The organism is Cryobacterium mannosilyticum (assembly GCF_004402705.1).
GTDB classification, from domain to species: Bacteria; Actinomycetota; Actinomycetes; order Actinomycetales; family Microbacteriaceae; genus Cryobacterium; species Cryobacterium mannosilyticum.
The window spans coordinates 201959-222409 of the sequence record NZ_SOFM01000007.1; the positions used below are offsets into that span (position 1 = coordinate 201959).

A 20451-nucleotide genomic window follows, 5' to 3' on the forward strand; every position below is an offset into this window, starting at 1 on the left:
GTGGTGGATATCGCGTGTCCAGCCTACCGACCGGCCGGGGCCTTCAGGCGCGCAAGTGCTCATGGATCGTGGCCGCGAGGCCGGGGCCGATCCCCCGAACCTCGGCGATCGACTCCGCGGAGGCTTCTTTCAAACGCGCCACCGAGCCGAAATGCTGCAGCAGAACCTTGACTCTCGCAGGGCCGAGGCCCGGGATCTCGCCGAGGACGGTGGAGATGTCCCTTTTGCGCCTGGCCCGTTGATGGGTGATCGCAAACCGGTGCGCCTCGTCCCTGATCCGCTGGATCAGGAACAACGCGTCGCTGTTCCTGGGCAGGATGACGGGGTAGTCGGAGTCCGGCAGCCAGATCTCCTCGAGCCGCTTGGCGATGCCGCAGAGGGTGATGCCGGTGACACCCGATTCCCGGAGCGCCCGGGCCGCGGCCGTGACCTGCGGCTGCCCGCCGTCGACGATGAGCAGATTGGGCTGGTAGCGGAACTTGCGCCGCTTGACCGGCGTCCCGGCGTCGTCGTCGCCGGGCGCTTCCGTTTCGTCATCGGGGATCAGATAAGCCAGACGCCGGGTCAGCGTGCGGTAAATGGAGTCGGTGTCGTCCGTCGACTCCGGGATGCCGAACCGGCGGTATTCGTCGGTGCGGGGCAGCCCGTCCTCGAAGACGACCATCGAGGCGACAATGTTCGTTCCGCCCAGGTGCGACACGTCGTAACACTCCATCCGAAGCGGCGCGGACGGCATCCCCAGGGCCTCCTGGATGTCCTCCAACGCCTTGGAGCGCGCCACGAAGTCAGAACTTCGCCGGGTCTTATAGAGCATCAGGGCGTGCTTGGCGTTCTGCGTCGCCGTCTCGAGAAGGGCCGCCTTGTCGCCTCGCTGGGCGGCGAGGATCCGCACCTTTCGCCCGGCAATGCCGGCAAGCCAGCCCTCGAGTGCTTCGGCGTCGTCGGGCAGCTCGGGCACCACGATCTCCCGAGGCGGCACGGCATCCCCGCCGTACGCGGTCTGCATGATCGAGTCGATGAGTTCGCTGTTGGACAGATCGAGTTCCTTGTCGACCATCCAGCCGCGGACACCCCGGATCCGTCCGCCGCGCACGATGAACAGCTGGACGGCGGCCGCGAGCTCGTCCTCGTCGAACGCGAACAGGTCGATGTCGACGTTGTCGCGCAGGACGACGGCGCTCTTCTCGAGGACCGCATCGAGGGCGCGGATCTGGTCACGCCGTTTGGCGGCCGTCTCGTACTGCTGTTCGGCCGCGGCGACCTTCATCTCATTGGTCAGCCGGTTGATCAGTTTGCGGTCCTGGCTGCCCAGGAAGCTCACGAATTCGTTCACGATGACGCGGTGTTCCTCGATGGTCACCGTACCGGAGCACGGTCCGAAGCACCGCCCGATCTGACCGGCGAAGCAGGGCTTGCCGGACTGCATCGCCCGCTTGTAATTGGCGTTGTTGCAGGTGCGGATCGGGAACGCCTTGAGCATCAGCTCGATGGTGTCGTGCACCGCCCAGACCTTCGGGTACGGCCCGAAGTAGCGCGCACCGCGGATGCCGGTGGTGCGGGTGACAAGCGCACGGGGCGCCTCGTCGGCCAGGGTGACCGCCAGGTAGGGGTAGGACTTGTCGTCCTTGAACTGCACGTTGAAGGGAGGATCGAACTCGTTGATCCAGGTCCACTCGAGTTGCAGCGCCTCCACCTCGGTGCCGACGACCGTCCACTCCACGGAATTGGCCGTGGTGACCATCCGCCTGGTGCGTTCGTGCAGGCTGCCCAGCGGCGCGAAGTAGTTGCTCAGCCGGGCCCGGAGGTTCTTCGCCTTGCCGACGTAGAGAACGCGTCCGGTTTCGTCACGGAACCGGTACACCCCCGGGCGGGTCGGGATCTCGCCCGCCTTGGGGCGGTAACTCAGCGCGTCGGACATGGCCTCCCCTGGTCTGCGCCTACTGCGCCGCCAGGACCTCTTTGAGGAACTTCCCGGTGTGGCTCTTTTTGACGGTGGCCACATGCTCCGGAGTGCCGGTCGCGAGCACCCGGCCGCCGCCGGACCCGCCCTCGGGGCCGAGGTCGATCACCCAGTCCGCGGACTTGATGACGTCGAGGTTGTGTTCGATCACGATGACGGTGTTGCCCTTGTCGACGAGGCTGTTCAGCACGAGCAGGAGCTTGCGCACGTCTTCGAAGTGCAGCCCGGTGGTCGGCTCGTCAAGTACATAGACGCTGCGCCCATTGGAGCGGCGCTGCAGCTCCGTTGCGAGCTTGACTCGTTGCGCCTCACCGCCGGAGAGGGTGGTGGCGCTTTGGCCGAGCCGCACGTAGCCGAGGCCCACCTCGACGAGGGTCTTGAGGAATCGATGGATGGCGGAGATCGGCTCGAAGAACTCCGCCGCCTCGCTGATGGGCATGTCGAGCACCTCGGCGATGTTCTTGCCCTTGTAGTGCACGGTGAGGGTGTCCCGGTTGTACCGCGCTCCCCCGCACACCTCGCACGCGACGTAGACGTCGGGCAGGAAGTTCATCTCGATCTTGATCGTGCCGTCGCCCGAGCAGGCCTCACAACGGCCGCCCTTGACGTTGAAACTGAACCGGCCCGGCAGGTAGCCGCGCGCCTTCGCCTCGATCGTTTCGGAGAACAGGGTGCGGATCTTGTCGAAGACGCCCGTGTAGGTGGCCGGGTTGGAACGGGGGGTCCGCCCGATCGGAGCCTGGTCGACGTGGATGACCTTGTCCAGGTGGTCGAGGCCGGTGACTCTGGTGTGCCTTCCGGGCAGCTTGCGTGCGCCGTTGAGGCGGTTGGCGAGGACCCGGTAGAGGATGTCGTTGACCAGGGACGACTTGCCGGAGCCGCTGACCCCGGTGACGGCGGTGAAGGTGCCGAGGGGGAAGCTCACCGACACCTTGCGGAGGTTGTTCGCCTCGGCACCGACCACGGTGATCTCACGGGCCGGGTCGATCTCGCGTCGCGTACTCGGCGTGGGAATGACCTTGCGGCCCGCCAGGTAGTCGCCGGTCAGCGACTTCTTGTTGGTCAGCAGGCTCTCGTAGGAGCCGGAGTGCACGACGTGGCCTCCGTTGACGCCGGCGCCCGGACCGATGTCGACGATCCAGTCCGCGGTCTTGATGGTGTCTTCGTCGTGCTCGACGACGATCAGGGTGTTGCCGAGGTCGCGCAGGGCCACCAGGGTCTCGATCAGCCGGCGGTTGTCCCGCTGGTGCAGCCCGATGCTCGGTTCGTCGAGCACGTAGAGCACGCCGGTGAGGCCTGAGCCGATCTGGGTGGCGAGACGGATGCGCTGCGCCTCACCGCCGGACAGTGTCGCGGCGGCCCTGGCCAGGTTGAGGTAGTTCAGGCCGACCCGGATCAGGAAGTCCAGCCGGGCCTTGATCTCCCGGAGCACCTGCGCCGCGATGGTCGATTCGCGGTCGGTGAGCTCCAGTTTGTTCATGAAACCGCGGGCGTCGGTGAGGCTGAGGTTGCAGACATCCGCGATGCTCGACCCGTGCACCAGCACGGCGAGGACTTCAGGCTTGAGCCGGGTGCCGGAGCAGACCGGGCAGTCGACCTCACGCAGGTACTCACCCCAGCGTGCCCGCTGGGTGTCGGATTCGGCCTGGAGGTACTGGCGTTCGATGTAGGGCACGACGCCTTCGAATCCGGAGGTGTAGCTCATCTCCCGGCCGTAGCGGTTCTTCCATTTCACCTTGACCTCGAAGTTGTCGCCGCGGAGCACGGCGTCCTGCACCTCGGCGGGCAGCTCGCCCCAGGGGGTGTCGAGGGAGAAGTCGAGGTCGCGGGAGAGCCCGTCGAGGAGCTTCTCGTAGTACTGGAAGAGGCCCTTGCCCTGGGTGGTCCACGGCAGCACGACGCCGTCGGCGATGCTGAGCTCCGGGTCGCCGAGCAGCAGGTCGGCGTCGACGGACATGCGCGTGCCGAGCCCGGAGCACTCGGGGCAGGCGCCGAACGGCGCGTTGAACGAGAAGGTGCGCGGTTCGATCTCGGTCAGTTGCACGGGGTGGTTGTTCGGGCAGGAGAGCTTCTCCGAATAGCTCTGCCAGGCGTCGTCGCCCTCGCCGTCGACGTAGTTGATCTGCACGATGCCGTCGGTCAGTTTGAGCGCCGTCTCGAGGGAGTCGGTGAGCCGGCTGAGCAGTTCCGGCCCGGCAACGAGCCGGTCGACGACCACGGAGATGTCATGCTTGATCTGCTTCTTGAGCACGGGCGGCTCGTTGAGCTGGATTTGCGTGCCGTCGACGATCGCCCGCGAATAACCGCCGGCGGCGAGTTCCTTGAACAGGTCGACGAACTCGCCCTTCTTCTGCGACACGACGGGGCTGAGCACCTGGTAGCGGATGCCGGCCTCCAGCTCCATCAGCTGGTCGGCGATCTGCTGCACGGTCTGGGCCTGGATGACCTCACCGCAGACGGCGCAATGCGGCACACCGATCCGCGCCCACAGCAGTCGCATGTAGTCGTACACCTCGGTGATCGTGCCGACCGTGGACCGTGGGTTGCGGTTGGTGGACTTCTGGTCGATCGAGACGGCCGGGCTGAGCCCCTCGATGAAATCGACGTCGGGGCGGTCGACCTGGCCGAGGAACTGGCGCGCATAGGCGGACAACGACTCGACGTAGCGGCGCTGGCCCTCCGCGAAAATGGTGTCGAAGGCGAGCGATGACTTGCCCGACCCGGACAGGCCGGTGAAGACCACGAGGGAATCCCGAGGGATCTCCAGGTCCACGTTGTGCAGATTGTGCACCCGTGCGCCGCGAACACTGAGTTTTGACCCGGACTCTACCTTGGAAATTGACACCGTTCGAGTCTATGCAGTGCCGCCCACACTCCGGTGCGACATCACCACGCCCTGAGCGAACACATGTTCGACAGTGCGCGTTTTCGCCGGGCCGTTGCCGAGCGCCGCCCCGAGCGCCAACCGTTCGATGTGGCTAGATGTGGCCGGCCTTCTCCATCTGGCGCAGTTCGCGCTTCAGCTCGGACACCTCGTCTCGCAGGCGCGCCGCGAGTTCGAATTTGAGTTCCCCGGCAGCCTCGAGCATCTGACCGTTCAGGTCCGCGATGATCGACTCCAGGTCGTTGGCGCCGTTGGCCGCCAGGCCCTGGCGGCGAGGCGTCGGGGCGCTCCCCTTGCGCCTGTCGGAGCGGCCGGCCAGAAGCTCGGCGGTGTCCGCCTCCTCACGGGCGAGAACCTCGGTGATGTCCGCGATCCGCTTGCGGAGGGGGGTGGGGTCGATCCCGTGCAGGGTGTTGTAGGCCACCTGCTTCTCACGGCGGCGGTCGGTTTCGTCGATGGCGCGTTCCATCGAGGCGGTGAGCCGGTCGGCGTACATGTGCACCTCGCCGGACACGTTGCGGGCGGCGCGGCCGATGGTCTGGATGAGAGAGGTCGCCGAACGGAGGAAACCTTCCTTGTCGGCGTCGAGGATGGCGACCAGCGACACCTCCGGCAGGTCGAGACCCTCCCGCAACAGGTTGATTCCGACGAGCACGTCGTAAACGCCGGCGCGGAGTTCGGTGAGCAGTTCGACCCGGCGCAGGGTGTCGACGTCGGAGTGCAGATATCGCACCCGCACTCCGGCCTCGGTGAGGAAGTCGGTGAGTTCCTCGGCCATCTTCTTGGTCAGGGTCGTGACGAGCACCCGTTCGTTGCGCTCGACCCTCTTGTGGATCTCTTCGAGGAGGTCGTCGATTTGCCCCTTGCTGGGCTTCACGACGATCTGCGGGTCGATCAGCCCGGTCGGGCGGATGATCTGCTCGACGACGCCGTCGGCGATGCCCATCTCGTACTTGCCGGGGGTCGCGGACAGGTACACGGTCTGGCCGACCCTGCCCTTGAACTCACTGAATTTGAGCGGCCGGTTGTCCAGGGCGCTGGGGAGCCGGAAGCCGTGTTCGACGAGGGTGCGCTTGCGCGATGAGTCCCCCTCGTACATGGCGCCGATCTGGGGCACGGTCACGTGCGACTCGTCGATGACCATCAGGAAGTCGTCGGGGAAGTAGTCGAGCAGGCAGTGCGGCGCCTCCCCCGGCTGCCGGGCGTCGATGTGCCGCGAGTAGTTCTCGATCCCGGAGCAGAAACCGATCTGCTCCATCATCTCCAGGTCGAAGGTGGTGCGCATCCGCAGCCGCTGGGCCTCGAGCAGCTTGCCCTCCCGCTCGAGCTGTTCGAGACGCTCGGCCAGCTCCTCCAGGATCGTGCCGATTGCCCGGTGCATCACGTCGGTGCTGGCCACGTAGTGCGAACCGGGAAAGACCGACACCGCCTCCAGCTTGCGCACGATGTCGCCGGTCAGCGGGTGCAGGCTGTAGAGCGCCTCGATCTCGTCGCCGAACATCTCGATCCGGATCGCGAGTTCTTCGTACATGGGGATGATCTCGATGGTGTCGCCCCGAACTCGGAAGTGGCCCCGGGAGAAGTCGACGTCGTTGCGCTGGTACTGCATGGCGACGAACCGGCGGACGAGCCAGTCCCGGCTGACCTTCTGGCCGACTTGCAGGGCGATCATCGCCTCGAGGTAACCCTCGGGGGTGCCGAGGCCGTAGATGCAGGAGACGGTGGACACGACGATCACGTCGCGCCGACTCAGCAGCGAGTTGGTGGTGGAGTGCCGCAGCCGCTCCACCTCCGCGTTGATCGACGAGTCCTTCTCGATGAAGGTGTCGGTCTGCGGTACGTAGGCCTCCGGCTGGTAGTAGTCGTAGTAGGAGACGAAGTACTCGACGGCGTTGTTGGGCATCAGCTCACGGAACTCGTTCACCAGTTGCGCGGCCAGGGTCTTGTTGTGCGCGAGCACCAGGGTGGGGCGTTGCACCTGCTCGATCAGCCAGGCGGTCGTCGCGGACTTTCCGGTTCCGGTGGCACCGAGCAGCACGATGTCGGTCTCTCCGGCGTTGATCCGGCCGGCCAGCTCGGCGATCGCGGTCGGCTGGTCACCGCTGGGGGTGTACTCGCTCACGACCTCGAACGGATGTACAGAGCGCGTGGGTTCCATGACTCCAGTCTATGGAGCACCACTGACAGTCGACTCGGCGGCGGCCCGCACACGGTGCCAGAGATCGTCGACCTGGGCCAGGGTCTGGCCGAGAGTGCCGGTGGTGTCGATGACGACGTCCGAGACGGCCAGACGCTCGGCGTCGCTGGCCTGGGACCGGATCCGGCGCTTGGCTTCCGCCTCGGGCATCCCGCGGAGGTCGACCATCCGCTGCACCCGGGTTGCCTCGTCGGCCTGGGTGACCACGATCAGGTCGAACGGGTGGTCGACGGCGGCCTCCACCAGCAAGGGGACGTCGTAGACGACGACCGCGTGCGGGTCCCTCTCCGCGGCCTCGCGGATCATCAGGTTCGACAGGGAACGAACGGCCGGGTGCACGATCGAATTGAGCAGGGCGAGGGACGCAGGGTCGGCGAAGACGACGGCCCCCAGCGCCGCCCGGTCGAGGCTGCCGTCCGGCGCGATCACCGTGGGGCCGAATGAGCGGGTGATCTCCTCGAGGGCTGCGGTGCCGGGCTCGACCGCGACCCGGGCGAGGCGGTCGGCGTCGATGTGCACGGCGCCGAGTTCGGCCAGCCTGCGCGCCACGGTGCTTTTTCCGGATGCGATCCCGCCGGTCAGTCCAATCAGGTACACCCGTGCAATGCTAACGTCCCTCGGGGCGCTCAGCGCCCCGGGTTACCCGTGCAGTCCACCGCTGACGCGGACAGGTGATGGTGACCGGCGTCGTCGAGTCGTCGGCCGGCACGGTGTCGGTCGGGACCGGATCTGTCACGTGCGGGAACAAAACAGGCCGGACCCCGAAGGGCCCGGCCTGGTTCAACCGGACGGCACCGTGCAGGTGCCGTCCGGCGGGGTGGAGATTCGCTGCTAGTTGGAGCTGGAGAGCTTCTCGCGCAGAGCGGCGAGGGCCTCGTCGTCTGCGAGGGTGCCGGCGCCGGCGGTCTCGCTGGAGAAGGAGGAACCTGCTGCGGACGGGACATCGCCGGGGGCGATGATCTCGTCGTTGGCGGAGGCCACCTGCTTCTTGTGGGCTTCCCAGCGAGCCTGGGCTGCAGCGTAGTCCTGCTCCCACTTCTCGCGCTGGGTTTCGAAGCCTTCGCGCCACTCGTTGGTCTCCGGGTCGAAGCCCTCAGGGTACTTGTAGTTGCCCTGGTCGTCGTACTCGGTGAGCATTCCGTAGAGTGCCGGGTCGAACTCGGTGCCCTCGGGGTCGACACCCTCGTTGGCCTGCTTGAGGCTCAGCGAGATGCGGCGACGCTCGAGGTCGATGTCGATGACCTTGACGAAGACCTCGTCGCCGACGGAGACGACCTGTTCGGCGAGCTCAACGTGCTTGCCGGAGAGCTCGGAGATGTGGACCAGGCCCTCGATGCCCTCGGCGACGCGAACGAACGCGCCGAACGGGACGAGCTTGGTGACCTTACCCGGTGCAACCTGGCCGATGGCGTGGGTGCGGGCGAAGACCTGCCACGGGTCCTCCTGCGTCGCCTTGAGCGACAGCGACACGCGCTCGCGCTCGAGGTCGACCTCGAGGATCTCGACGGTGACTTCCTGACCGACCTCGACGACCTCGCTGGCGTGCTCGATGTGCTTCCAGCTGAGCTCGGAGACGTGAACCAGACCGTCAACGCCGCCCAGGTCGACGAACGCACCGAAGTTGACGATCGACGAGACGACGCCCTTGCGGACCTGTCCCTTCTGGAGGTTGTTGAGGAACGTGGTGCGGCTCTCGGACTGCGTCTGCTCGAGCAGGGCACGGCGGGACAGCACGACGTTATTGCGGTTCTTGTCGAGTTCGAGGATCTTGGCCTCGATCTCCTGGCCCAGGTACGGGGTCAGGTCGCGAACGCGGCGCAGCTCGATGAGCGATGCGGGAAGGAAGCCACGGAGGCCGATGTCCACGATGAGGCCACCCTTGACAACCTCGATGACCGAGCCGGTGACAACGCCATCCGACTCCTTGATCTTCTCGACGTCGCCCCATGCACGCTCGTACTGAGCGCGCTTCTTGGACAGGATGAGACGGCCTTCTTTGTCTTCCTTCTGAAGAACGAGGGCCTCAACCAGGTCGCCGACCTTGACGACCTCAGAGGGGTCAACGTCGTGCTTGATGGAAAGTTCGCGGGAGGGGATGACACCCTCGGTCTTGTAGCCCACGTCGAGGAGAACCTCGTCGCGGTCGATCTTCACCACGGTGCCTTCGATGAGGTCGCCGTCGTTGAAGAATTTCAGAGTCTTTTCGACCGCGGCAAGAAAGTCTTCAGCAGATCCAATGTCGTTGATGGCGACCTGCTTGGGTGCCCGTTCGGTCGTTGCGATTGTCATGTAGTAGTTGCTCCAGGATGGACATAGATCGGGCCACGCGCAGAAAGGATTTCAGGGTTGCGCACCGCGCATGGCAGCGGATAGGTCGTCACAAACGTGACAGTCAACCTTAGCTGTTTGCGGAGGGGCGCGGCAACTTCACCCGAACCGGCCGGAACCGGTGACGAGCCCGGTCCCGCCACCGAAAGCGGACCCTAACCGAGCATCGCCGAACGCAGCGTGTCGAGGCCGACCCCGCCGAGGTCCAGGGCCTTGCGGTGGAAGTCCTTGATCGAGAACGCGTCGCCCTCCTTCTCGCGGTAGGTGTCGCGCAGCTCTTCCCAAATCCGCTGGCCGACCTTGTAAGAGGGTGCCTGGCCGGGCCAGCCGAGGTAACGGTTGACCTCGAACTTCACGAAGCCGTCGTTCATGTTCACGTTCCGGCGGAGGAAGTCGAACGCGTAGTCCGCCGTCCACGGTCCGGAACCGTCCGGGAGCTGCTTCTCCAGGTGCACCCCGATGTCGAGCACGACGCGGGCGGCGCGCATCCGCTGCCCGTCGAGCATGCCGAGGCGGTCGGCCGGGTCGTCGAGGTAGCCGAGCTGTTCCATCAGGCGTTCGGCGTAGAGGGCCCAGCCCTCGGCGTGGCCCGAGGTGCCGGCCAGCTGACGGCGCCAGGTGTTCAGTTTGGCCCGGTTGTAGACGGCCTGGCCGATCTGCAGGTGGTGCCCGGGGATTCCCTCGTGGTAAACGGTGGTTAGTTCGCGCCAGGTGTCGAATTCGGTGACGCCGACGGGGACGGACCACCACATCCGGCCGGGGCGGGAGAAGTCGTCGGTGGGTCCGGTGTAGTAGATCCCGCCCTCCTGGGTGGGGGCGATCAGGCACTCGAGCCGTTTGATCTCGTCGGGGATGTCGAATTGGGTGCCGGAGAGTTCGGCCACGGCGCGGTCGCTGGTCTCCTGCATCCACTTCTGCAGCGCCTCCGTGCCGTGCAGTTTGCGACTCGGGTCGGTGTCGAGGTGGGCGATCGCCTCGAGCACGCTCGCGCCCGGCTTGATCTGGTCGGCGATGCTCTCCTGCTCGGCGACCATCCGGGCCAGTTCCTCGACGCCCCAGTCGTAGGTCTCGTCGAGGTCGATGGTGGCGCCGAGGAAACGGCGGGACTGGAGCGCGTACAGTTCACGGCCGACCGCGTCCTTCTCGGGTGCGGCGCCTTCCAGCGTGCCGCCGAGGAATTCGGCGAGCGTGCCGTAGGCGGCGGCGGCGGCGCGCGCCCCCGCGGCGAGGTCGGTGGCCAGCGAGGCCGGCAGGCTGCCGGATTCCAGGCTCGCCTCCGCGGCGAACCGGGCGAAGAAACCGCCGTTCGCGGCGTGGCGTTTCGCCTGTCCGGCGACTTCGCGCACCTGGCGCCTGGCTGGCATGATCCCCTGGCGCATTCCCTCGCGGAGGGTCTGGAGATAGCCGTCCATTGCCGCAGGCACGGCGGCCAGCCGGGACGAGATGTTCTCCCAGTCGTGCACCGACGCGGTGGGCATGAGGTCGAAGATGTCACGGATGCCCTGGGCCGGCGATGCGATCACGTTCAGGTCACGCAACTGCAGTCCGGCCTCGTGGCTCTCCACGTCGAGGGCGAGCGAGCTGCGCAGGTCGGTGCGGGTGACGACGTCGACGTCGTCGGCGACTGGTGCCGCATCGAGGAGGGCGATGACCTTCTTCGCCTCGAGCCGGCGGCGCTCGTCGCCGGCGGGCGAGTAGTCCCCGAACCGGCCGTCGCCCTCGGTGCGGCCGATGTAGGTCCCCACCGTCGGGTCGAGGTCGACGAGGGTGTCGACCCAGTCCTCGGCAATCGCGTCGATCGCCGTCGGTGTGCGCTGAGGCTCGTGTGTCATGGCCCGAGCCTAGGACACCGGGGACCGCGCCGTCTTCCCCCCGATCGGCAGGGTCACCACGAACCGCGCGCCCGACCGGTGAAGCGGGTCGATCACGATCGCCCCTCCGTGGGCGGCGACGATCTCCCTCGCGATCGCGAGACCGAGGCCGCTGCCGCCGGCGCCCTGGGACCGGGCCTCGTCGACCCGGGCGAACCGTTCGAAGACGCGGTCCTGCTCCGCGGCCGGGATTCCCGGTCCGTCGTCCGCCACGGTGAGTTCGGCCTGACCGTCGACCTCGCGCAGGCTGACCACGATCTGCGGGCCGCCGTGCTGCACCGCGTTGTCGAGCAGGTTGCGCACCACCCGGGCGAGCCGGTCGCGGTTCCCCCGGACTTGGGCGCCGGACACCCGGCTGACGTCGACCGAGACCGATTCGGTGCCGCGCATCCGGCGTGCCTCGGCCATCACGACGTCGTCGAGGTCGACGAGGTCGCCCACGCGTGGTTCCTGCGCGTTGTCGGCGCGGGCGAGCAGGAGCAGGTCGTCGATCAGCCGTTGCAGCGTGTCGGCCTCGTCGAGCACGCTCTGCCGGGTGGCTGCGGCGTCCGCCTCCTCGGGGTGCGCCCGATCGACCTCGAGCTGGGCGCGAATGCGGGCCAGCGGCGTGCGGAGCTCGTGCGACGCGTCCGCAACGAAGCGCCGCTGCCGAGTGTCGGCCGTTTCCACCCGTTCGAGCATCTCGTTCATGGTGCGCGCGAGCCGGGCGATCTCATCCTGGGTCTTCGGTTCGGGCACCCTCCGGTTCAGGGTGGAGCCGGATACGCCCGCGACCCGGCGGCGAATGGCCTCGACCGGTCGGAGGACCCGACCAACCAGCAGCCAGACCACTACCGCGAGGAGCAGCGACGCGGCGGGAACCGCGATCAGCAGGCCCCTGAGGAGAGTGTCGACGCTGTCCTGCACGTCGTCCAGGGGTGTGCCGACGAGCACGCGGAGGCCGTTCCTGGTCGTGGCGAGCAGCCGGAAGTCCGGGCCGGGACTGGACCGCATGGTCTGGAATCCGTCGGCCGAGCGGGGTGGCGCGGCCAGGCGCGCGTCGGCGAGGGTGCGGGCGGTGGCGGCGATCTCCCGGCCGGCGGCATCCGTCACCCGGGCGAAGGATTCGTCGTCGCCCTGGCTGGCGATGAGGGCCGGCTGGGTTCCGGAATCGAGCGCCGCGATGATGGCGCTGCTGTGCCGACGCAGGTTCTCGTCGACGTTGTCGGTCAGCACCGACCGTTGGGCGGCGACTAGGGCGCCGCCGGTGACCACCAGCACAACCAGCACGACGAAGGTTGCGGCGGCGGTGATCCGCCAGCGCACGCCTCCGATCAGCCGGGTCACCCGCACGGAACCGACCCTACCGAGGTCCTGAGCCGGCGGGGCCGGCGGGGCCGGCGGCCAGGCGGTAGCCCGCCCCGCGCACGGTCTCGATCTCGGCCCGGGATTCGTGCTGCTCGAGCTTGCGGCGTAGCCGGGCGACGTACACCTCGACGATGTTCGGGTCGCCGTCGAAGTCGTCGCTCCACACGCCGTCGAGGATGTGTTGCTTTGACAGCACCTGGCCGGCGCGGTGCACCAGGTAGTGCAACACGTCGAACTCTCGGGAGGTGACCGTGACCTCGCTCTCGCCGACCCAGACCCGGTGGTACAGCGGGTCGACCCGGAGGTCGGCGACCCCGCTCGGCGGCGGCGTCGCCGAACCGCTCCGGCGGATCAGGGCGTGAAGCCGCGCCACGAGAACCGGAAAGGAGAACGGCTTCACGAGGTAGTCGTCCGCGCCGGTGTCCAGCGCCTCCGCCTCGTCCAGGTCGCCGTCCTTCGCGGTCAGCATCAGGATCGGCGTCCAGTTGTCGGCCGCGCGGAGGTCGGCGCAGACCAGGAAGCCGTTCCGGCCCGGCATCATGATGTCCAGGACGATGACGTCGTAGGTGCCCTCGCCCGCCCGCCACAGTCCGTCGATGCCGTTGCGCTCGACGTCCACGGTGAATCCCTCGGCGCGGAGGCCGCGGCCGAGGGCGGTCGTGATCTTCTCGTCATCATCGACCAGGAGCACTTTCATGGGGCGCCTCTCCTGCCTGGCTTCCGTGCGGCCGCCGGGTGGGCCGCACGGTGGACTGTGGGTCCGGCTCAGCCCTCGGCACCGCCCTTGAGCGCAGGCACGACCTGGAAAGCCCGGTCGAGTTGCACATCTACCTCGGTGCCGTCGGCGAAGGTCACTTCGACCTCATAGTAGCTCTCCTCGTCGCCGACCTCGGTCTCGGTGACCCGGCCCTGGCCGGTCTCAGCCAGGGCCGCGGCGCTCGCCTGGACGAGCGCGGCACCGGTGATGGCCGTGTCGGATTCACTGTGGCCGGTGTCTGCGGCGTTCGCGGCAGGGAGGCCGCCCACGACGCCGAGGCCGGCCAAGGTGGCGAGTCCTGCAACGGCTGCCTTGTGTGTCGTCTTCATCTTCATTTTCTTCTGCATGGCTTCTCCTTGCCTGGTAGACCGGGCGCGTCGCCCGACCTTCATCACGGTAGGAGACGGATGCTGACTCCACCCTGAACGATGCCCCGGCGTCGAGTTGCGATCGTTCAGGGTGGGTTCAGAACCGACGGCGCACTCTGGGTATCGGCGGAACGCATCCGTGCCGCCCCATCGACGCAAACCGATGAAAACCGGGAGGCTCTAATGAAAGACAAATCGAATCGGGCTCGGCGAATCCTTGCCGTCCTCGCTGTTCTCAGTGGCACCGCGGTGCTGCTGTCAGCCTGCACGACGACCGTCGCAACCACCGAGCCCACGGCGACCGGGGGCGACCGGGCGCTGCCCCTGGGCAGCGAGAAGGTGACACTGGACCCGAAGGAGTTCTCGGCCGAGATCACCAACCGGTACTGGCCGATGAAGCCGGGCACCCAGTGGACCTACCGGGAGACCGACGGCACCGGCGCCGTAATGGACGTGGAGGTCACCGCGACTGGCGCGACCCGGAAGATCGCGAACGGCATCACCGCCAGGGTGGTCAGGGACACGGTCTCCCAGGATGGCGCGGTGGTGGAGGACACCTTCGACTGGTACGCCCAGGATTCGAAAGGCGCGATCTGGTATTTGGGCGAGGAGACGGCCGAGTTCGAAAACGGCCTGGTCACCTCGACCGCGGGTTCGTTCGAGGCCGGTGTCGACGGCGCCCAGCCGGGGATCCTGCTTCCGGCCGAGCCGCGTCCGGGTCAGAAGTACCGGCAGGAGTATTACCGGGGCCAGGCCGAGGACAACGGTGAGGTCGTCAGCTTCACGGAGATGGCCACCGTCCCCCTCGGACATTTCACGGAGGTGCTGCTCACGAGGGACACGATCACGATCGAACCGGATGTGCTGCAGTACAAGCTCTACGCTCCCGGTGTCGGCCCGGTGCAGATCCTGGACGTGGCGGGCCCGTCCGCCGGCCGCGAGGAATTGGTCAGCGTGACTGCGGTGCCGCCGGACACCGGAACGGGGCCGCTGGGCGAACCGCGGTAGGGCAGGTGCTTCAGGTCAGTGCGCGGCCGCATCCCAGTTCGCGCCTCGGCCGACCTGCACCTCGAGCGGCACGAGGAGGTCGGCCGCCGTCTCCATCCGATGCGTCACAACAGCGCGGAGGGCGTCCCATTCCCCGGGGGCGACCTCGAAGATCAGTTCGTCGTGCACCTGGAGCATCATCCGGGACTCGAGGGCGCCCTCGGCCAGGTCGTCGGCGATCCCGTTCATCGCGATCTTCATGATGTCCGCGGCCGAGCCCTGGATCGGCGCGTTGAGGGCCGCACGTTCCGCGTTCTCGCGGAGCACCCGGTTGGCACTGTGCAACTCGGGGAAGGGACGGCGACGGCCGTAGATGGTGGCGGTGTAGCCGTCGAGCTTGGCCTGTTCGACGACATGCCTGAGGTAGTCCCGCACCGCGCCGAACCGGGCGAAGTAGTCACCGATCAGCTGTTTGGCTTCCTTCGTGTCGATCCGAAGCTGGCGGGACAGCCCGAATGCGCTCAGCCCGTAGGCGAGGCCGTAGGACATCGCCTTGACCTTGGTGCGCATCTCGGGGGTGACGTCGGCGGGGGCGACGCCGAACACGCTCGCGCCGACGAACCGGTGCAGGTCCTCGCCGGCGTTGAAGGCCTCGATCAGCCCGGCATCCTCGGAGAGGTGCGCCATGATGCGCATTTCGATCTGGGAGTAGTCCGCCGTGAGCAGGCACTCGCTGCCGGGCCCGGCGTGGAAGGCGGCGCGGATGCGGCGACCCTCTTCGGTGCGCACGGGAATGTTCTGCAGGTTGGGGTCGGTCGACGAGATGCGCCCGGTGGCCGTGCCGATCTGCACGTAGTTGGTGTGGATGCGGCCGGTCGCGTCGATGGCCTTGTCCAGGGTCTCCACGATCTGGCGCAGCTTGGTCGCGTCGCGGTGCTGCAGGAGCAGGTCGAGGAAGGGGTGCGGGTTGCTGGCCTGCAGGTCGGCGAGGGCGCCGGCATCCGTGGAATACCCGGTCTTGTTCGCCCGGGTCTTCGGCATCCCGAGCTGGTCGAACAGCACCTCCTGGAGCTGCTTGGGCGACCCGAGGTTGACCTCGCGGCCGATCTCGGCATAGGCGCCCGCGGCCAGGGCTGCGGAGCGTTCGCCGAGCTGGGCGGACAACGCCGACAGCTCGTCGTGCGAGACGGCGACCCCGGTCAGCTCCATGTCCACGAGCGCGACCAGGGTGGGCATCTCAATGCCCGTCAGCACCCGCTGGGAGCCCTCGTCGAGCTGCGCGGCCAGGACCTGGGCGAGGCGGAAGGTGTACCAGGCCTGCATCGGCACTCCCCCGGCCTCGGCCTCATCTGGCACGAGCTGGTTGGGGTCGTGCACGGGAAGGGTCTCGTCGAGATAGCGGGTGACCAGGTCGGTGAGCGTCTTGTCGGGGCCGCCGGGGCGCAGAAGCCAACCGGCGATGAGCGTGTCGGTGGCCAGGCCGGTGAAGGCCAGGTTGCTCCGGCGCAGCGCCTTGATCTGGTGTTTGGCGTCGTGCATGATCTTGGGCGAGTCGCTGGCGAGCCATTCCTCGAGCGGGAGGTAGTCGGTGCGGCCCGGCTGCCAGGGCAGGTTGACGGTCTCGGTCGGGCCGGCCAGGCCGAACCCGATCGCCTTGCCGTCCTGCACCTCGACGCACAGGCCGAGGCCCTCCGGTGAAGCAGCCACGGCCCGGCCGATCCAGGCGCCGAGTTCCTCGTCGAGCAGGTCCTGCGCGGCGGGCGCCGTCGGGGCGGGGACGGTTTCCGGGGCCGCGGCCGGAGTCGCGGCCGAGTCGGCGTCGACGGGCCCACCCTCGAGCTTGATCACCCGGTCGAGAAGGGTCTTGAATTCGAGCCGGCCGAAGATGTCGCGCACGGCCGGTTCGTTGATCTGGCCGCGGGCCAGGTCGGTGATCTGCACGGGCAGGTCGAGGTCGGTCACCAGCCGGTTCAGCCGGCGGTTGCGGATCGCGTTCTCCTTCTGCTCGCGCAGGTTGTTGCCGACGACGCCCTTGATCTCATCGGCGTGTTCGAGGATCCCGTCGAGGCTGCCGTAGAGTCCCAGCCATTTCACGGCCGTCTTCTCGCCGACCTTGGAGATGCCGATCAGGTTGTCGCTGGTTTCGCCGACCAGCGCCGCGACATCCGGATACTGGGCCGGCTCGATGCCGTACTTCTCCATCACGCGCTCCGGGTCGTACCGGGTCAGTGCGGACACGCCCTGGCTGGCCGGATAGAGCAGGGTGACGTTGTCGTTGACGAGCTGGATGGTGTCCCGGTCGCCGGAGACGACGAGCACGTGGTACCCCTCGTCGGTGCCGCGCACGGACAGGGTCGCGAGAATGTCGTCGGCCTCGAAGTCTTCCTTCGTCAGGGTCGTGATGTTCATCGCGGCGAGGGCGTCCTGGAGCAGCGGGACCTGGCCGATGAATTCGCTGGGAGTGCTGGCCCTGGTGCCCTTGTAGTCGGGGTACTCGCGGGTGCGGAAGGAGAACCGGGAGATGTCGAAGGCCACCGCGATGTGGGTGGGCTTCTCGTTGCGCAGCAGGCTCAGCAGCATCGAGATGAACCCGTGGATGGCGTTGGTGTGCTGCCCGTCCCGGGTCTGGAAACTGTCGACCGGGAGAGCATGGAACGCCCGGTAGGCCAGGGAATGGCCGTCGATGATCATCAGGGTAGGCTTTTCGGAATCCAACACAGAGACAGCCTACAAGCGTCGCCAGACGCGGGCAGGGTGCGGCGACCAAAGGTGATCATGATCGAGAAGACCGAAGACGCGCTGGCCTGGGTTCAGGAGCGCGGGGCAGGCAGCCTGGCCGAGAAGATGGGGATCGAGTTCGTCGAGTTCACGATCGAACGGGCGATCGCGCGGATGCCCGTCGCCGGCAACACCCAGCCGGCGATGCTGCTGCACGGCGGAGCCTACGTGGTGCTGGGCGAGTCGCTCGGGTCGATGGCGGCCAACCTGTACGCCGGCCACGGGCGTCTCGCAGTGGGCATCGAGATCAATGCCAGCCACACGGGGTCGGCCACGTCCGGCTATGTCACCGGCGTCTGCACGCCGCTGCATCTGGGCCGCACGCTGACCACCCACGAAATCGTCGTCACCGACGATCGGGGCCGGCGCTGTTCGACCATCCGGATCACCAACCTGATCAAGGAATTGCCTGCCCAGGCATAGACGAAACGCAGGCAACCCGTCCACCCACGGTTTGCCTGCGCGTCTCGTTCTGAGTTGAGAGCGTCGCCTATTTCTTGGCGGAGAGCTGCTCGATGATCGCCTGGGCGACGTCGTGCATGGTGAGGCGACGGTCCATGGACGCCTTCTGGATCCAGCGGAACGACTCCGGTTCGGAGAGGCCCATCTTCTCGTTGAGCAGGCCCTTGGCCCGGTCGACGAGCTTGCGGGTCTCGAAGCGCTCGACCAGGTCGGCGACCTCGGCCTCGAGCGTGATGATCTGGCTGTACCGGGAGAGGGCGATCTCGATCGCCGGGAGCAGGTCGTTCGGCGTGAACGGCTTGACGACGTAGGCCAGCGCGCCGGCCTCGGTGGCCCGCTCGACGAGCTCTTTCTGGCTGAACGCCGTGAGCAGCACGACCGGCGCGATGTGCGCCTTGGTGATGCGTTCGGCGGCGGAGATGCCGTCGAGGTGCGGCATCTTCACGTCCATGATCACCAGGTCGGGCCGCAGCTCGGTGGCGAGGGCGACGGCGGTTTCGCCGTCGCCGGCTTCGCCGACCACTTCGAATCCGGCGTCGCGGAGGATTTCGACGATGTCGAGGCGGATGAGGGACTCGTCTTCGGCCACGACAACGCGGCGAGGAGGAACTGGGGTGGAATCTTGGTCGGTCACGGGTCAAAGCCTACGGTATTCTGATCCAGGTGTTGTGAGCCGGTGTGGCGGAATGGCAGACGCGGAGCACTCAAAATGCTTTGTTCGAGAGGACGTGTGGGTTCGAGTCCCACCACCGGTACCAACACCCCCGCATCACCCCTCGCTCTCCCCCGGCGTCCCTGACGATTCCGCGGTTTGGCGAGAGTGCGCAAATTCGCCCCTTCAGCTCCACCGGAGGGGCGTTTTCTGCACTCTCGCGGCCGGCTCAGGACTGAGCGTGCAGCGGGCACGGAAAAGCCCCGCCGTCCGGCTGGGCCGGGCGACGGGGCTTCTGCGGGAACGAACTAGCTCTTGGCGTAAGCCGGGTGAACCTCGTTGTGCGCATCGCCGACGCGGTGCACACGGATGTCGTTCGTGGAGCCGGCGATTCCGGGAGGGGATCCGCTGATCACGACGACCTTGTCACCGAGCTGGGCGAGACCCTGGCTGAGCAGGATGTCATCCACCTGTCCGAACATGGCGTCGGTGTGGGTGACCCGATCGACCAGATACGTCTGGATGCCCCAGGTGAGGGCAAGGCGACGACGGATGCCGGGCTCCGGGGTGAAGGCCAGCATCGGGATCTTCGAGCGCAGGCGCGACATCCGCCTGGCCGAGTCACCCGACTCCGTGAAGATGCAGAGGAACTTCGCCTCGACGAACTCGGCTACCTCGATGGCGGCGAGGGTGATCGCCCCACCCTGGGTGCGCGGCTTGTTCGTCAGCGGAGCAATGCGCTCCAGGCCGTGGTCCTCAGTCGACGCGACGATGCGCGCCATGGTTTGGACCGTGACGACGGGGTACTCTCCGACGCTGGTCTCGCCGCTGAGCATGACTGCGTCAGCACCGTCGAGCACGGCGTTGGCCACGTCGGACGTTTCGGCGCGGGTCGGGACCGGGCTGTGAATCATGGATTCCAGCATCTGGGTGGCCACGATGACCGGCTTGGCCATGCGACGAGCGAGCTCGACCGCCTGCTTCTGCACGATCGGCACGGCTTCCAGCGGCAATTCGACGCCCAGGTCGCCACGGGCGACCATGATCGCGTCGAACGCGTCGACGATGCCTTCGAGGTTCTCGACGGCCTGCGGCTTCTCGATCTTCGCGATCACGGGGACGCGGCGGCCTTCTTCAGCCATGATCTCGTGCACGCGGGTGATGTCGGCGGCGTCACGGACGAACGACAGTGCGATCAGGTCCGTTCCGAGCCGGAGGCCCCAGCGCAGGTCGGCCTCGTCCTTTTCGGACAGGGCCGGCACGTTGACCGCGACGCCGGGCAGGTTGATGCCCTTGTTGTTGGAGACGGGGCCCGCGACGACGACCCTGGTGGTCACGACGGTGTCGTTCGTGGCAACGACCTCCACCTTGACCTTGCCGTCGTCGATGAGGAGGAAGTCCCCGGCCTTGACGTCCTGGGGAAGGCCCTTGTACGTGGTGCCGGAGAGTTCCCGGGTACCGACGACCTCTTCGATGGTGATCTTAAAGATGTCGCCGACGGCCAGTTCGTAAGGGCCGCCTTCGAACTTGCCGAGACGGATCTTCGGCCCCTGCAGGTCGACCATGACCGCGACGGCACGGCCGGAGTCATTCGCCGCCTTGCGGACATTCGCGTAAACGCCCTCGTGGACTTGGTAGTCCCCATGGCTGAGGTTCATCCGGCAGACATCGACGCCCGCATCGATGAGCGCTCGAATTTGATCGTAGCTGGATGCTGCCGGCCCGAGGGTGGCGACGATTTTGGCGCGTCTCATACTGAAAATTCTCCGGTTTCCGCGCTTTTTTGGCGCTGTGGTGCTTTCGTGGGGTCAGAGACCACGGGGTGGTGGGTCTCTTGGGTGGTGATCACTTGGGTGTCGG

At 67.1% G+C, this 20451-nt stretch carries 14 protein-coding genes and 1 tRNA gene; 3 read left to right on the plus strand and 12 right to left on the minus strand.

All coding sequences use genetic code 11. From position 1 onward, the window contains the following. Window positions 1-43 precede the first annotated feature (43 nt). The 9 genes from uvrC to E3O32_RS02470 form a co-directional block, all read right to left on the minus strand. Window positions 44-1918, minus strand: a complete 1875-nt coding sequence (uvrC, locus tag E3O32_RS02430) for an excinuclease ABC subunit UvrC (protein ID WP_134506636.1) — start codon at window positions 1916-1918, stop codon at window positions 44-46. Window positions 1919-1937: 19 nt separating this feature from the next. Next, window positions 1938-4805, minus strand: a complete 2868-nt coding sequence (gene uvrA, locus E3O32_RS02435; protein WP_134506638.1) for an excinuclease ABC subunit UvrA — start codon at window positions 4803-4805, stop codon at window positions 1938-1940. 133 nt (window positions 4806-4938) lie between these two features. Then, complete coding sequence (gene uvrB, locus E3O32_RS02440; protein ID WP_134506640.1) at window positions 4939-7002, minus strand: excinuclease ABC subunit UvrB; 2064 nt, start codon at window positions 7000-7002, stop codon at window positions 4939-4941. A gap of 9 nt (window positions 7003-7011) precedes the next feature. Next, a complete protein-coding gene (coaE, locus tag E3O32_RS02445) occupies window positions 7012-7638 on the minus strand; it encodes a dephospho-CoA kinase (protein WP_134506642.1) in 627 nt (208 codons plus the stop codon). Window positions 7639-7872: 234 nt separating this feature from the next. Then, on the minus strand, window positions 7873-9330 hold the full coding sequence (gene rpsA / locus E3O32_RS02450) for a 30S ribosomal protein S1 (RefSeq protein WP_134506644.1): 1458 nt from the start codon (window positions 9328-9330) through the stop codon (window positions 7873-7875). A gap of 194 nt (window positions 9331-9524) precedes the next feature. Next, window positions 9525-11201 (minus strand): DUF885 domain-containing protein, encoded by a 1677-nt coding sequence (locus tag E3O32_RS02455; RefSeq protein ID WP_134506646.1) that lies wholly within the window; start codon window positions 11199-11201, stop codon window positions 9525-9527. 9 nt (window positions 11202-11210) lie between these two features. Further along, window positions 11211-12233 carry a sensor histidine kinase gene (locus E3O32_RS02460; RefSeq protein ID WP_420898086.1) on the minus strand — a complete coding sequence of 341 codons (1023 nt, stop codon included), beginning with the start codon at window positions 12231-12233 and terminating at the stop codon, window positions 11211-11213. A gap of 349 nt (window positions 12234-12582) precedes the next feature. Continuing rightward, window positions 12583-13284 (minus strand): response regulator transcription factor, encoded by a 702-nt coding sequence (locus E3O32_RS02465; RefSeq protein WP_134506650.1) that lies wholly within the window; start codon window positions 13282-13284, stop codon window positions 12583-12585. 68 nt (window positions 13285-13352) lie between these two features. Then, the gene (locus E3O32_RS02470) at window positions 13353-13691 is read right to left on the minus strand and encodes a PepSY domain-containing protein (RefSeq protein ID WP_198417509.1); all 339 of its coding nucleotides are present in this window, start codon (window positions 13689-13691) and stop codon (window positions 13353-13355) included. Between the two features lie 204 nt (window positions 13692-13895). Here E3O32_RS02470 and E3O32_RS02475 point away from each other — a divergent pair, with 204 nt between their 5' ends. After that, on the plus strand, window positions 13896-14720 hold the full coding sequence (locus tag E3O32_RS02475; RefSeq protein ID WP_134506652.1) for a hypothetical protein: 825 nt from the start codon (window positions 13896-13898) through the stop codon (window positions 14718-14720). A gap of 15 nt (window positions 14721-14735) precedes the next feature. Here E3O32_RS02475 and polA read toward each other — a convergent pair whose 3' ends face one another. Then, window positions 14736-17417: a DNA polymerase I gene (gene polA, locus E3O32_RS02480; RefSeq protein ID WP_134506654.1), complete on the minus strand. Its 2682-nt coding sequence runs from the start codon at window positions 17415-17417 to the stop codon at window positions 14736-14738. 57 nt (window positions 17418-17474) lie between these two features. On the opposite strand from polA, the gene E3O32_RS02485 reads away from it, so the two are divergent. Continuing rightward, on the plus strand, window positions 17475-17900 hold the full coding sequence (locus E3O32_RS02485) for a hotdog fold thioesterase (protein ID WP_134506656.1): 426 nt from the start codon (window positions 17475-17477) through the stop codon (window positions 17898-17900). 67 nt (window positions 17901-17967) lie between these two features. Here E3O32_RS02485 and E3O32_RS02490 read toward each other — a convergent pair whose 3' ends face one another. Further along, on the minus strand, window positions 17968-18573 hold the full coding sequence (locus E3O32_RS02490) for an ANTAR domain-containing response regulator (RefSeq protein ID WP_134506658.1): 606 nt from the start codon (window positions 18571-18573) through the stop codon (window positions 17968-17970). A gap of 38 nt (window positions 18574-18611) precedes the next feature. Here E3O32_RS02490 and E3O32_RS02495 point away from each other — a divergent pair. Then, window positions 18612-18697 (plus strand) — tRNA-Leu (locus E3O32_RS02495). Window positions 18698-18899: 202 nt separating this feature from the next. Here E3O32_RS02495 and pyk read toward each other — a convergent pair. Then, entirely contained in the window at window positions 18900-20345 is a 1446-nt protein-coding gene (gene pyk, locus E3O32_RS02500) for a pyruvate kinase (protein ID WP_134506660.1), read from the minus strand. Window positions 20346-20451 lie beyond the last annotated feature (106 nt).

What these genes read in the sequence shown, in the direction of transcription:
- uvrC (WP_134506636.1), bottom strand. Translation starts at nt 1,918, where the DNA reads ATGTCCGACGCGCTGAGTTACCGCCCCAAGGCGGGCGAGATCCCGACC.
- uvrB (WP_134506640.1), bottom strand. Translation starts at nt 7,002, where the DNA reads ATGGAACCCACGCGCTCTGTACATCCGTTCGAGGTCGTGAGCGAGTAC.
- rpsA (WP_134506644.1), bottom strand. Translation starts at nt 9,330, where the DNA reads ATGACAATCGCAACGACCGAACGGGCACCCAAGCAGGTCGCCATCAAC.
- E3O32_RS02455 (WP_134506646.1), bottom strand. Translation starts at nt 11,201, where the DNA reads ATGACACACGAGCCTCAGCGCACACCGACGGCGATCGACGCGATTGCC.
- E3O32_RS02460 (WP_420898086.1), bottom strand. Translation starts at nt 12,233, where the DNA reads ATGCGGTCCAGTCCCGGCCCGGACTTCCGGCTGCTCGCCACGACCAGG.
- E3O32_RS02465 (WP_134506650.1), bottom strand. Translation starts at nt 13,284, where the DNA reads ATGAAAGTGCTCCTGGTCGATGATGACGAGAAGATCACGACCGCCCTC.
- E3O32_RS02470 (WP_198417509.1), bottom strand. Translation starts at nt 13,691, where the DNA reads ATGCAGAAGAAAATGAAGATGAAGACGACACACAAGGCAGCCGTTGCA.
- E3O32_RS02475 (WP_134506652.1), top strand. Translation starts at nt 13,896, where the DNA reads ATGAAAGACAAATCGAATCGGGCTCGGCGAATCCTTGCCGTCCTCGCT.
- E3O32_RS02485 (WP_134506656.1), top strand. Translation starts at nt 17,475, where the DNA reads ATGATCGAGAAGACCGAAGACGCGCTGGCCTGGGTTCAGGAGCGCGGG.
- pyk (WP_134506660.1), bottom strand. Translation starts at nt 20,345, where the DNA reads ATGAGACGCGCCAAAATCGTCGCCACCCTCGGGCCGGCAGCATCCAGC.